Raw genomic sequence first — 13,350 nt, 5'->3', positions numbered from 1 at the left:
CGATAGGTAAGATTGTGCGTGATTGTATTTAAGCCCGGCTGGTCGGTTTTCGAGGCCGGCGCATATGGGTCGGCCAACGCCGCGCCCCAATGCCCATAACGTCTTTATTTTTCGGAGTAGACCCAACGTGACCAAGAATTTTGCGGAGCAGACTTTTACGGACCCCTCACGGATTCGAAATTTCTGCATTATTGCGCACATTGACCACGGTAAGTCCACCCTGGCGGACCGAATTCTGCAGCTCTCGGGCGTTGTTGAAGCACGCGATATGCGCGATCAGTACCTCGACAACATGGATATTGAGCGCGAGCGCGGCATCACCATTAAGGCTCAGAACGTGCGCCTGCCGTGGGTTCCGCGCACCGGCGAGCACGCGGGCGAAGAGATTGTCCTGCATCTGATTGATACGCCTGGTCACGTCGACTTCACCTACGAAGTCTCGCGTGCGCTAGAGGCGTGTGAAGGCGCGATTCTGCTTGTCGACGCTGCTCAGGGCATCGAAGCGCAGACGCTGGCCAACCTGTACCTGGCCATGGAAAACGACCTGGAGATCATTCCGGTTCTGAACAAGATTGACCTGCCGGCCGCGGATCCGGATAAGTACGCGGAGGAGATCGCGCACATCATCGGCTGTGAGCCGGAGGATGTCATGCGTGTGTCGGGCAAGACCGGTGAGGGCGTTGCGGAAATGCTCGACCGAGTCTGTGAGCTCGTCCCGGCACCGGTCGGCGATCCGGAGGCACCTGCTCGTGCGCTGATTTTTGACTCGGTCTACGACACCTACCGTGGTGTGGTCACGTACATCCGTGTTGTTGATGGGCAGCTCAAGCCGCGTGAAGTCATTCAGATGATGTCCACCGGAACTAAGCACGAGCTGTTGGAAATCGGCATCGTCTCGCCGCAGCCGAAGAAGTGTAAGGGCCTCGGCGTCGGCGAGGTCGGTTACCTCATCACCGGTGTGAAGGACGTCCGTCAGTCCAAGGTCGGTGACACCGTCACGCTGAACGCCACACCGGCGGAGGAGCCGCTGGAAGGCTACGCAGAGCCAAAGCCGATGGTCTACTCCGGTCTGTTCCCAATCTCTCAGCAGGACTATCCTGACCTGCGTGATGCGTTGGAAAAGCTCCAGCTTAACGACGCTTCGTTGACATTCGAACCTGAGACTTCGGTGGCCCTCGGATTCGGTTTCCGCGGGGGCTTCCTGGGCCTGTTGCACATGGAGATCACCCGCGCCCGACTGGAGCGCGAGTTCGACCTGGATCTCATTTCGACGGCCCCGAACGTTGTCTACCGCGTGGTCACTGAGGATGGCACCGAGGTCACTGTTCACAATCCGAGTGACTGGCCGGAGGGGAAGCTCCGCGAGATTTACGAGCCGATGGTTAAGTGCACCATCGTCGTGCCAAGCGAGTTCGTTGGCCCCACCATGGAGCTGTGCCAGCAGAAGCGCGGTGAGATGGGTGGTATGGACTACCTGTCTGAGGACCGCGTGGAACTGCGCTACAAGATGCCGCTGGGCGAGATTATCTTCGACTTCTTCGACATGCTGAAGTCCCGCACCAGGGGTTATGCTTCGCTGAACTACGAAGACGCCGGCGAGCAGATTGCGGATCTGGTCAAGGTGGACATCCTCTTGCAGGGCGAGGCCGTCGATGCGTTCTCCGCTATCGTCCACCGCGACAACGCGCAGTGGTACGGCAACAAGATGACCAAGAAGCTGCGTGAGCTAATCCCTCGCCAGCAGTTCGAGGTCCCAGTTCAGGCCGCAATCGGTTCGAAGATTATCGCCCGCGAGAACATCCGTGCACTGCGCAAGGACGTCCTTGCTAAGTGCTACGGCGGTGACATCTCCCGTAAGCGCAAGCTGCTGGAGAAGCAGAAGGCCGGTAAGAAGCGCATGAAGAACATCGGTTCGGTCTCGGTGCCGCAGGAGGCATTCGTGGCTGCGCTGTCCACCGATGAGGGCGGTAAGTAAAGGGGAAACTGCATGCCACGGAAGCGGAAGAAACTGGTCGAGGACTTCGAAGAGCTGCTCGAAGCCGGTGACATGGATGCGCTGAAGGCCGTCTATGACGCTTGCGCACTCAACGCAGTTTTCGGATACAGCAAGGACACTGCACTAGCGCTCCGTGGCACCCCGCCGGAGCTCATGCGCTGGCTAATCGACCAGGGAATCGACGTCAACACCGAGAACCGCTTCGGTAAAACCGCCCTGGCAGAGCACGCAAGCCGGGGCGATACCGACAAGATGAAAGTCCTGCTCGAATGCGGTGCTGACATCGAAGCTGGCAAGCACTGGCCTCTATTCCAGGCAGCGAAGAGCCATCAGCCCAAGGCCATTGCGTTGCTGTTGGAAAATGGCGCTGACCTTCACCGCGAGAACCGCCTCGGTCACGGCCGGACAGCGTTCAAAGAGGCCGTCGCTACCGCCGATATCGATTCCCTCAGTCGAGTCCTAGCGAGTATCGAGGTGCTCCTGGACGCGGGTTCGGAAATCGACGACGAAGCTCGCGAAGAGTTCACTAAGTTCGGTCGCCGCTACAACCGCCTGTCAGACAAGCAGCGCGACAAGTACCAGCCAGTCATGGATCGACTATATGAGCGCATCGGTGCTGACCGCCCGCAGGAAATCACGCCTCACGACGGCCACAGCGACATTATTGTCCCCGCAGACAAGTCGATCAACGGCCAGTTCCGATACCTCTGGAACTACCTGGTGCCGGGTGGTGGCCCAGCCGCGACTGTGCAGGGCGAAGTTATCCGCATCGTGGGCCGGCTCGGGTACGAAGCGCTGGAGATGGGCTACGTCAACTGGGACGAAGACTATGCCAAGATGATCGACTTCTGGCTGGAGACGGTTGGGGCCGCCGAGGATGCCATGGCCGTCGTAAAGCAGCGCAAAGCTGGTGAGGCGGACATTGATGCGCTGACGGAGGCGACAATCGAGTGGGTTACAGAGCACCCGCAGCCGATTGCGTTGGGCGAGGTCCCGTACCGGCGCTAACTCCCAAGAAGCTAACCCCGGTTTGGTGTTAAAAATCTGTTAATGGTTAGCCACTGCATCAATCGGTAGTGTCAGCTGATATCTTTGATGGGTGGAATCCGTATACCTAACAGCAATACTGTTTTCGATTATCGGCGGACTCGGTGCGTCGTTGCTTCGGCTGCCGCCGCTGATTGGTTTCCTTGGGGCCGGTTTTGCCGTTCATGCAATGGGGCTTGAGGAAATCCCGTTCATTGATTCGCTGGCCGAGCTTGGTGTTACCACCTTGCTGTTCACAATCGGTCTGAAGCTAAATCCGAAGGATATCGTGGCGCCACGAGTGGTCTTTTCGGGGCTTGGCCACGCGTTTTTAAACACGGTAGTTTTTGCCGTGCTGTTCGGTGTCGCCAGTTTCTTGCCGCTGCGTGAGCTCACGGGACTGTCGGTGACCGCGCTAATTTACATCGGCATCGCGACTTCATTTTCGTCGACGGTGTTTGTGATGAGCCACTTGGAGGAGCAGAACCGCGGTGCTTCGGCCATCGGACGTATCGCGATTGGTGTACTCATTCTGCAGGACATCATTGCGGTCGGCGTGCTGGTGGCATCGTCGGGTAAGACCCCGGAGCTGTGGGCGCTGGCGCTGCCACTATTGTTCTTCATTCGCCCGCTGGCGGCGCGGCTTCCCAACCGCATGTTCCGCACTGAGCTGCTGGTTCTCACCGGTATTGGTATTGCAGTGGCTTCTTACTCGGCTTTCGAACTGGCAGGGCTCTCTGGCTCGCTGGGGTCCCTGGTCGCCGGTATTCTGCTGTCTTCGCACCCAATTTCTGACCGTCTGTCGGAAGCACTGATTAGTATTCGTGAGCTACTGCTGGTCGCGTTCTTTATCGAGATTGGTCTCGGTGGTCTGCCAAGCGCGGGCGGCTACGTCATCGCTGCGATTATGGTGCTGTTCCTGGTGCTCAAGGCCACTATCTTCATCTGGATTCTCAAGCGCATGGGACTGTCGCTGCGCACGAGTGCGCTGGCGGGGCTGACGTTGAGTAACTACTCGGAGTTCGGCCTAATTGTGATGGCGGCGGCGACGCAACAGGACATTCTGCCGGAAGAATGGACCTCGATTATGGCAGTCGCCGTGGCGGGTAGCTTCATTGCCAGCTCGCTGATGGCCCCGCACGAAGACAAGATTGTCAGCTTCCTGCAGAAGTTCGTCCCAGAAACCCCAGAGGACCGCCTGGTGCCAGAAGAGGCAAAGGTCATTATTGATAGCGCCGATGCTCTCATCATGGGTATGGGGCGAGTCGGCGTTGGTGTCTACGGCAGGTTGGTCAACGAGTACGGCATGAACGTCTTCGGTGTTGATTTCGACGAGGATCGCATCGAAGAGCTGCGCGAGCAGGGCTACCAGGTCATCCCAGGCGATGTGACAGACCCAGAGCTCTGGCACCACATCGAGCTGGAGAAGAAACCAGCGCTGTACGTGTTGGCGCTGTCTGAGCACGCTGAGACCTACGCGATGATTCAGAACATCCGTAAGCAGGACACCGAAGCCGTGGTTGCTACCACCACTAAGGTGCAGAGGTTTAAGGATCAGCTTCTCAACGTTGGTGCCGACATGGCCGTCTACCTCTACGACGGTGCTGGCGAGGAGCTCGCCGACCGTGCAGTGGAGACGCTTAAGCAGCGGTCTTAGTCGCATCCGTTAAATACGGCAAACAACAAGCCAGCCGATTCGTTCGGCGATAAGCTGATTTCATGTCAGTCACCCAAAACCAGATGCCCGCGAGTCCTATTCGATCCAGTCGCAGTGCGATGTTTCGGATGACCGCGGGCCTTGCTGTTGTCATGCTCGGAACTCTCGTCGGCTGCTCATCTTCAGATTCCGAAGATGCCGCCGCATCACAAAGCAACAATGATCAGAGTGAGGTACAGTCGCAATCGACGTCGGCAAGCGAGGGCGATAATCCGAAGATGCCGTCGCCGACGAAGGGGACAAGCGTCGACAGCATCGGATTTGATGAAAGCGCCTACCAGAAAATTGACGTTCAGCGGTTTAGCCAGAACGGAATCAAGGCGTTCTACGTCACGCTAGACGGGAAAAAGAGCGAGTGTTTCTACTCAGACGGCGCGGTGACGTGCATCGGTAAGGCTGATTCGTCGATTCCCGACGTGGAGGTTCCGCCGTTCCCACCACAGTCGCCGGGCGCAATCATGCTGAATACTTCAGGTGCCGCGTACACGCTCGTCGAAGGGGTACCGCCGGCTCAGGAAGAGCTTGACGACGGCCAATGGACGAGCTTCGGCACCGCTGCGTGTGCGAAGACGGATGCGAACAAGCTGGTGTGCCAGTCGGATAACGCGGCCTTTACCATCGAAGGCAAGGACAAGAATATTCGCACCTCCGGCAAGGTTTTCGATTCCGCCGAGGAACTCATGGCCCAGGGGAGTGAGCCGGCGAGGGGCTACAGTCAGGGCACGGATGCACTTGTTCAGGGGCCGATGATGTGCGGTGCCATGGAGGGCCATCGTCTGGCGGAAGTGGTCAAGGGTGAGATGACCTGCGCTGAGGCCATGGATGTGTTGGATCGGTACGACGCAATCAAGGACACTGAGGGCGGTGGCAACACCCTGACCGCTCAAGTAGGGGACTGGACCTGTAGCTCTCCGACGGCGGCGAGGTCTGAGGAGTTGGGAGCGGTAACGGTGTGTGAGGACCCGGAGCATGGCTTGGAAGTCCGTGACCCCGTGATGGGCTAGCAGGGTTACCGCGGCTAACAGCATTTTCAAATAAGCCTAAGCTGGAACTATGACTGATTTATATCTCGTGCGGCACGGTGAAACTGAGTGGTCGCGCACTGGGCAGCACACATCGGTAACTGATCTTCCGCTGACTGACAACGGTCGGGAAGAAGCCAAGGCCCTCAACGGCTGGCTGGATCCGAAGGACTTTGGGCTAGTGCTGGCATCACCCCGTCAGCGCGCCCAGGAGACCGCTCGATTGGCGGGGTTCCACGACTTCGAGGTCGAAGAGGATCTCGCGGAATGGTTCTATGGCGACTACGAGGGGATTACCTCGAAGGAAGTGCAAAAGACCGTTCCCGATTGGCAGATTTGGACTCACGGTGTGCCCAATGGCGAAACCGCGGAGGAAGTCCGTGAGCGAGTTGAGCGAGTGGTGAAAAGGGTGCGTGAATCGGGCGAAGACAAGGCGATTCTGTTCGCCCACGGTCACTCGCTGCGTGCGCTCACCACAGCCTGGTTGGAACTGCCCATTGCACTTGGCCAGTCCTTCCCATTGAATACCGCATCCCTGTCCGTGCTCGGTCGCTACCATGACCGACCTGCGGTTCTGCGCTGGAACCTCTCGCGGGGATTGTAGCGGCGTTGTACAGGTGTCTCGGTGAATTCGCCGATGCCATTCAAGCCGCCAACGCCGTCAAGCTCTGTAAGAGGTGCCTGTGAATCACAATTCCGATGCTTTCGCCCGCGTAGTCGACCGTGCCCGCGGCGTGCTCTATGGCCAGGTCATCGGCGATAACCTCGGCGCGCTAGTGGAGTTTTGTAGTGCCGAGGAGATTGCACAGCGCTACCCACACGGTGTCTGTGAACTTGCCGATGGCGGCACCCACAACATCGCCGCCGGCCAGCCCACTGATGACTCCGAAATGGCGCTGGCGCTGGCACGCTCACTGGTGCGCTGCGAAGGCTACGATGCCGCCGATGTCCGCGAGTCCTATGTGCGCTGGGCAAACTCCGACGCTTTCGACATCGGAGAGGCCACCACGGCAGCGTTGCTCCGGCGCGCGCCGAACCCGAACTCCCAGGCTAACGGCGCGCTCATGCGTATCTCACCGCTGGCTATCGTGTACTGGCGCAACCCCGCACGTGCTGGCGAACTCGCCCGCAAGGACGCCGCCATCACGCACCCGCACCCAGTGTGCATAGAGGCCAATTCACGTTACGCATCCGCGCTTGCCGACGTCATCAGCGGCGGCCTCCACCAGCCGCGCCGCGGCATTGGCGTGAGTGCGCTGATGGAGTGGCTGGCTTCCCAGCGCGCGCAGTGGGAAACCGAGTGGCAGGCCAGCGGTGCCGTGGTGGATAGCGGGGAGCCGGATTTCTCGGTGCATCAGGGATGGCTGCGCTTTGCGCTGTGGGCACTGCATGAAGAACTGCGCCGGGTAGAAGACAAAACCACGACCTTTGAGGACTCTCTGGTCCGAGTCATTGGCCGTGGCGGCGACACCGACACTAACGCGGCCATTGTTGGTGCTTTTCTCGGTGGCGTCTTTGGGGCCTCCGGCATTCCGCAGCGGTGGCGGGATGTCATTGATTCCTGCTCGCCGAAGCGAAACCGGCCCGCGCAGTATCACCCAAACGATGTTGCGGAGTTGGCGGAGAAACTGGTGGGCATGGAGAGCTAATATTCGGCGACGCACTCACTAATGAGTGGACGTATCGTCAGATTTCTTTCCACTTGACGCCGTTTCTTCTCGTCGTCCACGCCGAGTCTCCTTGGTTTACTTTTTATCCAGTTAACTCTCTTTCCCGAAGATTTTCTTCATTTAGATAGTTGGCGTGGGCATTAGGGGACTCGGTGAGTCCAGCCCTCCGTGCCGTATTTGGTGTCAATAAGATGCTGCGCCGCAGCGAAGTCCTCATCGGAAAGCGATGCCTCGGCGGCACCGTAGCGGTTGATGAATGTCTGCTTCATCGTGTCAATGACTTCCGCGCGGCTGGCACCGGTCTGGCGACGGAGCGGATCGACGCGCTTCTTCGCGCTGCGCAGGCCCTTATCGGCAATCTTGGCCTTGCCAATGCGCAGGACTTCCATCATTTTGTCAGCGTCGATGTCATAACTCATGGTGACGTGGTGAAGCACTGTTGAGCCACGGCGCTTCTGTGCGGCACCACCAATCTTGCCGCCATCGGAGGTGATGTCATTGATGGGGACATACCACGCATTGACCCCGAGCTGCGCAAGTGCAGCGATGACCCAGCGGTCGAGGAATTCATAGGATTCGACGTAGCTAAGACCAGCGACCAGCTTCTCTGGTACATAGATCGAGTAGGTGACGCAGTTGCCGCCCTCCATGAACATCGCGCCACCGCCGGAGAGACGACGCACCACTTGCACATCGTGCTTCTCTACACCCTCGGGCTCGAGTTCGTTGACATAAGACTGATATGAACCGATCACAGTGGCACGATCATCCCAATCCCAGAAACGCAGAGTCGGTCCGCGCTGCCCGGAATTGACTTGATCAAGAAGGACCTCGTCGAGCGCAACATTCATCACCGTCGGCAGGACACCCGGCTGCAAAACCTCCCACTCCAAATCAGTGAAGTCGACGGCCTGTGTCAGTGCACGTCGAACGACTTGCGCAATGATGTGGGTATCAAAACCGTGCAGTCGCACCTCGCGGCCAGACTGATCCTCAAAATCCTTCAGCGCCGCATCGAGGCGAGCCTGTAGGCGTTCCGTATTGTCCCCGGCAGGCGCACCGAGGAGAGCGTCATTAATAATGTCGTAGGCTTCATCGGGTTCGAGGAAAAAATCGCCCGAAATGCTTATCGACGAAATCGTGTCACCTGTGGTCTCGCAGTCGGCAACAACCAATTTGCCGCCGGGAACCTTCATTTCTGAGTGAAATTTCTGTGCGGGGGTCATGGGTTTCGATGGTACTCGTGCCGGGCGTTACGATGCCCCCCGTGTTTACCTCATCGACTTTGGATCACCGTGCCCGCAAAATTGTTGCGTGGGTAGCAGGCCTGAATCTTCTCGGATTCTTCATTGAATTAATTGTTGCCTCAATTATTGGCTCCGCAGCGCTGTTCGCCGACGCTGCAGACTTTCTTGAAGATTTCCTCATGAACCTGCTGGTTCTCACCGCATTGGGTTGGTCGCTGGCGAGCCGTCGTAAAGCAAGCTTCGGCCTTGCCGGGCTGATTCTGATTCCGGCGATCGCGGCGTTCGGCACTGCCATTTGGAAGATGATTAGCGGTGAGCCACCAGAGCCGCTAACTCTGTCGGTGACGGCGATTATTGCGATGGTCATCAACCTGGTCTGCGCGATTTTGCTGATGAACCTGCGCAAGGCCGACAGTGCGCTCATGCGTGGCGCGTGGTTGGCGGCGCGTAACGACGTCCTGGCAAACCTGCTCATCCTCGCCGCCGGAGTAGTCACCGTTTTCTGGTTCAGCGCATGGCCGGACATCGTCGTGGGACTTGTCATCGGCGTCATTAATCTCACGGCCGCGAAGGAAGTTTACGAGCAGGCGCGTGCCGAAGACCCCGAGCTAGAGATGGATGATGACGACTAGCGCTGACTAGTCGTGGGAGGCAGGGGAAGGGGAGGCTGGGGCCTTACTTCCACATATCCTTCTGCCACTGCGGCTTATGAGCGTAGGTGAACTCGTAGTATTCCTTGTTCTTCAGCTCACTGGCTGCGGCTTGGTCAATCACAACCGTGGCCCGTGGGTGCAGCTGCAGCACGGAAGCCGGCATTGAAGCACTCAGCGGCCCCTCGATGGAGGCGGCGATAGCGTGTGCCTTTGCGGTGCCGGTGGCCAGCAGCAGGAGGTGCCCCGCACGTGAAATGGTGCCAAGCCCTTGGGTGACCACGTGGTATGGCACGTCTTCTGCAGAGTCGAAGAACCGGGCGTTATCCAGCACGGTCTGCGGGTGCAGCGTCTTAATGCGAGTCAGAGAGCCAAAAGAGCTGGCGGGCTCGTTAAAACCAACATGCCCATTGGTGCCGATGCCCAGCAACTGAATGTCAACGCCGCCGGCCTCGATGATCTTTCGCTCGTAATCCTCGCAGGCCGCGCCGATATCGTCCGCGAGGCCATCGGGAATATGGACCCTCGCCGGGTCAACATCCACGTGATCGGAAAACTCATTGTGAATCACGTGGTAGTAGCTCTGCTCATGCTCGATGGGCAGTCCCACGTATTCGTCGAGTGCGAAGAAACTGCAGTCCTTAAAAGTGACTTCACCAGCCCGATGGCGACGAATCAGTTCCCGATACGTCGCAAGCGGAGTCGATCCTGTCGCTACACCGAGGTTTCCACCTTTGTTGGCGTAGTGAGCGAGGTAGTCCGAAGCGATGCTCGCGACTTCGGCCTCAGAATCGACGATGATGATTTCCATGGTGGAACACTCCTGAAAACGAGGGCTCGTGGCAGAAATTGCAAAAGGTGCGAGACAGAGTACCAGTGACTCCACAACGCTAAGCGCTATAGCCCTATTCAGATGAGGTTAATCTGCCACGGGGTGAGACCTGTAATTGAGCCCTGTTTTTCCTGCGTAGGCTACTTCACCCAGAAGTTGCCGTCTTCATCCTTGTAGATGATGTCGCCAGCGTGAGCGACCTGGGTGTCGTTAACCTGAAGCTCAACCAAATCCAGCGTTTCGACCATTGGTTCAATGTAGACGCCACCGTTAAACCAAACCTTGAAAGCATCTGCTGAAGTCGAAGAACCGGAGAAACGGTGTTCTTCATACTTGTGCACTGGTGCAAAGGGGCAACCAATAGCCTGTGCGACAGCTGGAGAGGCAGCAACAGCGCCCAGCACAGTAGCGGCACCGATGGCGACAGCGGCGATAGAGCGAGAGAATTTCATGAGGCAATTCTATGCCGATTCAGTCCCGGATGGGAAGGCCGGGCTGAACGGCTGCTTCCCTGTATTTACCGCCACTCGGCAGTTGCCGGGTCAATGCCTTCCTTACGGGCCTGAGCTTCAATCAGCTCCAGCAGGTAGCCAGCATTGCCGCGGTAGTACCGATCAAACCGGGAATCAGCGACGTACATGCGAGCCAACAGAATCTGCTTTTCTCGACCAGCCTCGTAGAAGCGAGTAATAGAGGCCAAGTGACGGTCAACTAGCTCGGCCGCCTCAGCGGAACCGGGCTCGACGTGGCGCTCGGCGGCGTCGGCAAGCGCATCGGCAAAATCCTTAGCCTCTGCTTCAAGCTCGGCCCAGTCGCTGTCCTTCATCTTTTCCTGAGCCTGCTGAGACTGCTCCCACTCAGTGGTGTCGCCCCAGCGCTCCTCAGCTTCGGCTTCTAGATTCTGCCAGTCGCGGCCCAAGAGCTCCGCTTTCGTCTTTGCTTTCATGGTATTTCCTTCCTCAATCAGTTTGTCCAAGGACTGCACCATGTGGTGCAGGTCAGCGATCTTCTCGGTGAGAACAGTTCGCTGTGCGAGTAAACGATCTTTCCGACTTCTCGGGGAGGAATCGCCGTGGATGAACTCCTCGATAGTCTTCAACGGCACACCGGCGGCGCGGTAGACCAGAATCTCCAGCGCGGTGTCGATGTCCTCATCGGTGTAGAGGCGGTAATCGGACCACGTGCGATACTGCGGGCTGAGTAGTCCGATGGCATCCCAATGCCTCAGCGTGCGCGTGGTAACGCCCAGGAGCTCGGCTGCCTCGCCGATGGTGTACTCGTTGTCGTTGTTGCTCACGGGAATCATCTTTCTGTTTGACGCCGCGTCAAGGTCAAGACCTGACGCCGAAATCCGTCGAGGAAGTTAGCTGGGGCAGCCGCAGGGGAGGGAGCGGGGCCGGGGTCCGCCAATCTTCGAGGCTCTACCGCAAGAGCCGAAGCCGATTGATTGCCGCTGCGACCTCCTGGACGCGAGGCTCGGCCAGATGACCAGAGTTGGTGAACTCAGCTGTCACATCGAAGAGTGAATGACAAAAGTTGTCGTACTCGCGCTGGATTAGGTCGGTGAGGTCAGTACGCCCATCGAGCTGCTTTACGACGGCCCCCAGAATCCGGGCAATTGCTTCTGTTTGGGAGGAGTCCATCAATTGGCTGACAGCGCGCAAATCAAGATTGTCCTTGCCCACCTGAATCAGCTCTAGACCACGAGCACGCGGTGGCTTAGGTGGTTTCGCACCGCCACCGCGCCCACCGCGACCGCCGCCGCGGCCGCCATGCCCACCACGGCCACCACCGGTAGGGAAGTCAGCCTGCAGAAAACGCTCACCGATCTGCGCAAAAGCAGGCGAAGGCTCAGCCGGAGTAGCCGATTCGCGAAGTTCACGGGCGCGCTCGGTGACGTCGTAAGGCGTGTACGCATCCATAGCAATCACGGTGTCCGCGACATCGATGAATGCGCCGGACCCACCAGCGACGATGACCGTGGAGATTCCGTGGTTTTCCCAGAGCTCGCGGACCCGTGCGACCAGTGGAGTAATCGGCTCGCGGTCATCGGGGATGAGGCGGCGCATGCGCTCATCGCGAATCATGAAGTTGGTTGCGGAAGTGTCCTCGTCGATGAGCAGCACTCGCGCACCGGAACCCAGCGCCTCCATCAGACCCGCAGCTTGGGAGGTCGACCCCGACGCGTTCGCCGTGGAAAACCGGGTCGTGTCATCACCGGAGGGAAGGCCGTTGATAAACGGCGAGATATCCACACCAGTGATGGCTCGGCCGTCCTCGGCACGCAGCGCAACCGCAGTCTCGTCGGCGACCACAAACTCGCGGCCATCGCCAGCGACATGGTTATATACGCCCGTGACCAGGGAGGACAGCAGCGTGGACTTACCGTGATAACCGCCACCGACAATCAACGTCACGCCCCGCGGGATGCCCATGCCGTGCACCGTTTTCCCCGAAGGTAGCTGAAAACTGTGCTGCAACGATTCCGGCGAGGTAAACGCAGTCGCACCGGGCTTCGGCAGCTGGCTATTTCCCGCCTGACGGGGCAACACCGACCCGTCTGCCACAAACCCAATCAGGTCCGCGTCCGCCACTGCACGGCGCAATGAGTTCTGGTCATACTCCAATTCCGCGGCTGCCTCGAGCGCATCGATGGGTGCGTTCACAATGGCGTCGTCAAGCGCGTCCAACAAATCCTCACAGATCAGACGCGCTGCCTCACGGCCGAGAATGCGTCGGCCGCGGGCGGGCAGTTGGATTTCCAGGCAGATCTGGAGGGCATCATCATGCTTATCGACGTCGTGCGCATCCCCACGGAGCTCAGCGACAGCTGCTCGGCGCAAGACCTGCTGACCTGGGGAATCAATGAACAGCCCGCGACCATACTTCTTCAAAGCGCGCACGAGGCGGCGGTTCAGCAAATCGAGCTCCGCCGTGCTGAACCTGCCGGGTTGTGACCGGGAGGCGCCGCGATAGTCCAGTACGGACAGCGGAATATGGACGCGTGCCCGTGATGCCGGGGCATAGGGGTCGGATTGGACCTTGTCGATAAACAGCGTCGCGTCCAGATCCGGGAGGTCGTGGGAGCCACGCAAAGATTTGTATGCACCGTAGCTCTTGCCATCGAGGTTGGAGAGACGCCGATAAAGGTCAGCGGGCATATTTCTACTTTCGTTGAAGATGTTAGATG

The 13,350-nt window shown here is 58.6% G+C and carries 12 protein-coding genes; 7 read left to right on the top strand and 5 right to left on the bottom strand.

Annotation, left to right across the window (positions count from 1 at the left end; all coding sequences use genetic code 11):
- The first annotated feature begins 127 nt into the window (after positions 1 to 127).
- The 6 genes from lepA (at position 128) to QP981_RS07655 (ending at position 7,410) form a co-directional block, all read left to right on the top strand.
- Positions 128 to 1,975, top strand: a complete 1,848-nt coding sequence (lepA, locus tag QP981_RS07680) for a translation elongation factor 4 (RefSeq protein ID WP_070429490.1) — start codon at positions 128 to 130, stop codon at positions 1,973 to 1,975.
- Positions 1,976 to 1,987: 12 nt separating this feature from the next.
- Entirely contained in the window at positions 1,988 to 3,004 is a 1,017-nt protein-coding gene (locus QP981_RS07675) for an ankyrin repeat domain-containing protein (RefSeq protein ID WP_038628151.1), read from the top strand.
- 91 nt (positions 3,005 to 3,095) lie between these two features.
- Entirely contained in the window at positions 3,096 to 4,679 is a 1,584-nt protein-coding gene (locus QP981_RS07670) for a cation:proton antiporter domain-containing protein (protein ID WP_070429489.1), read from the top strand.
- Positions 4,680 to 4,807: 128 nt separating this feature from the next.
- The gene (locus tag QP981_RS07665) at positions 4,808 to 5,743 is read left to right on the top strand and encodes a hypothetical protein (protein WP_224786603.1); all 936 of its coding nucleotides are present in this window, start codon (positions 4,808 to 4,810) and stop codon (positions 5,741 to 5,743) included.
- 49 nt (positions 5,744 to 5,792) lie between these two features.
- Entirely contained in the window at positions 5,793 to 6,365 is a 573-nt protein-coding gene (locus tag QP981_RS07660) for a histidine phosphatase family protein (RefSeq protein WP_005511515.1), read from the top strand.
- 79 nt (positions 6,366 to 6,444) lie between these two features.
- The gene (locus QP981_RS07655; RefSeq protein ID WP_016422328.1) at positions 6,445 to 7,410 is read left to right on the top strand and encodes an ADP-ribosylglycohydrolase family protein; all 966 of its coding nucleotides are present in this window, start codon (positions 6,445 to 6,447) and stop codon (positions 7,408 to 7,410) included.
- Between the two features lie 161 nt (positions 7,411 to 7,571).
- Here QP981_RS07655 and QP981_RS07650 read toward each other — a convergent pair whose 3' ends face one another.
- Positions 7,572 to 8,657 (bottom strand): lipoate--protein ligase family protein, encoded by a 1,086-nt coding sequence (locus QP981_RS07650; RefSeq protein WP_038628161.1) that lies wholly within the window; start codon positions 8,655 to 8,657, stop codon positions 7,572 to 7,574.
- 32 nt (positions 8,658 to 8,689) lie between these two features.
- Between QP981_RS07650 and QP981_RS07645 the strand changes: the two genes are divergently transcribed.
- Complete coding sequence (locus QP981_RS07645) at positions 8,690 to 9,310, top strand: cation efflux transmembrane domain-containing protein (protein WP_284857753.1); 621 nt, start codon at positions 8,690 to 8,692, stop codon at positions 9,308 to 9,310.
- 43 nt (positions 9,311 to 9,353) lie between these two features.
- Here QP981_RS07645 and nagB read toward each other — a convergent pair whose 3' ends face one another.
- The 4 genes from nagB to QP981_RS07625 all read right to left on the bottom strand — a co-directional run bounded on the left by nagB (position 9,354) and on the right by QP981_RS07625 (position 13,321).
- Positions 9,354 to 10,139: a glucosamine-6-phosphate deaminase gene (gene nagB / locus QP981_RS07640; RefSeq protein WP_284857754.1), complete on the bottom strand. Its 786-nt coding sequence runs from the start codon at positions 10,137 to 10,139 to the stop codon at positions 9,354 to 9,356.
- 161 nt (positions 10,140 to 10,300) lie between these two features.
- Positions 10,301 to 10,612, bottom strand: coding sequence for a hypothetical protein (locus tag QP981_RS07635; RefSeq protein ID WP_284857755.1), 312 nt, complete (start codon positions 10,610 to 10,612; stop codon positions 10,301 to 10,303).
- 65 nt (positions 10,613 to 10,677) lie between these two features.
- Complete coding sequence (locus tag QP981_RS07630) at positions 10,678 to 11,466, bottom strand: MerR family transcriptional regulator (RefSeq protein WP_049172640.1); 789 nt, start codon at positions 11,464 to 11,466, stop codon at positions 10,678 to 10,680.
- A 115-nt stretch (positions 11,467 to 11,581) separates the two neighbouring features.
- Positions 11,582 to 13,321: an ABC-ATPase domain-containing protein gene (locus tag QP981_RS07625; RefSeq protein ID WP_284857756.1), complete on the bottom strand. Its 1,740-nt coding sequence runs from the start codon at positions 13,319 to 13,321 to the stop codon at positions 11,582 to 11,584.
- Positions 13,322 to 13,350 lie beyond the last annotated feature (29 nt).

This window comes from Corynebacterium sp. MSK047 (assembly GCF_030232285.1).
Lineage (GTDB): Bacteria > Actinomycetota > Actinomycetes > Mycobacteriales > Mycobacteriaceae > Corynebacterium > Corynebacterium jeikeium_D.
Note: the sequence above shows the minus strand (reverse complement) of the source record. Positions and strands in the feature narration are given on the sequence as shown.

Excerpts from the sequence above, each read along its gene's own strand:
- QP981_RS07625 (WP_284857756.1), bottom strand. The coding sequence starts at position 13,321 with ATGCCCGCTGACCTTTATCGGCGTCTCTCCAACCTCGATGGCAAGAGC.
- QP981_RS07650 (WP_038628161.1), bottom strand. The coding sequence starts at position 8,657 with ATGACCCCCGCACAGAAATTTCACTCAGAAATGAAGGTTCCCGGCGGC.
- QP981_RS07635 (WP_284857755.1), bottom strand. The coding sequence starts at position 10,612 with ATGAAATTCTCTCGCTCTATCGCCGCTGTCGCCATCGGTGCCGCTACT.
- QP981_RS07675 (WP_038628151.1), top strand. The coding sequence starts at position 1,988 with ATGCCACGGAAGCGGAAGAAACTGGTCGAGGACTTCGAAGAGCTGCTC.
- nagB (WP_284857754.1), bottom strand. The coding sequence starts at position 10,139 with ATGGAAATCATCATCGTCGATTCTGAGGCCGAAGTCGCGAGCATCGCT.
- QP981_RS07645 (WP_284857753.1), top strand. The coding sequence starts at position 8,690 with ATGCCCCCCGTGTTTACCTCATCGACTTTGGATCACCGTGCCCGCAAA.
- QP981_RS07665 (WP_224786603.1), top strand. The coding sequence starts at position 4,808 with ATGACCGCGGGCCTTGCTGTTGTCATGCTCGGAACTCTCGTCGGCTGC.
- QP981_RS07630 (WP_049172640.1), bottom strand. The coding sequence starts at position 11,466 with ATGATTCCCGTGAGCAACAACGACAACGAGTACACCATCGGCGAGGCA.
- QP981_RS07660 (WP_005511515.1), top strand. The coding sequence starts at position 5,793 with ATGACTGATTTATATCTCGTGCGGCACGGTGAAACTGAGTGGTCGCGC.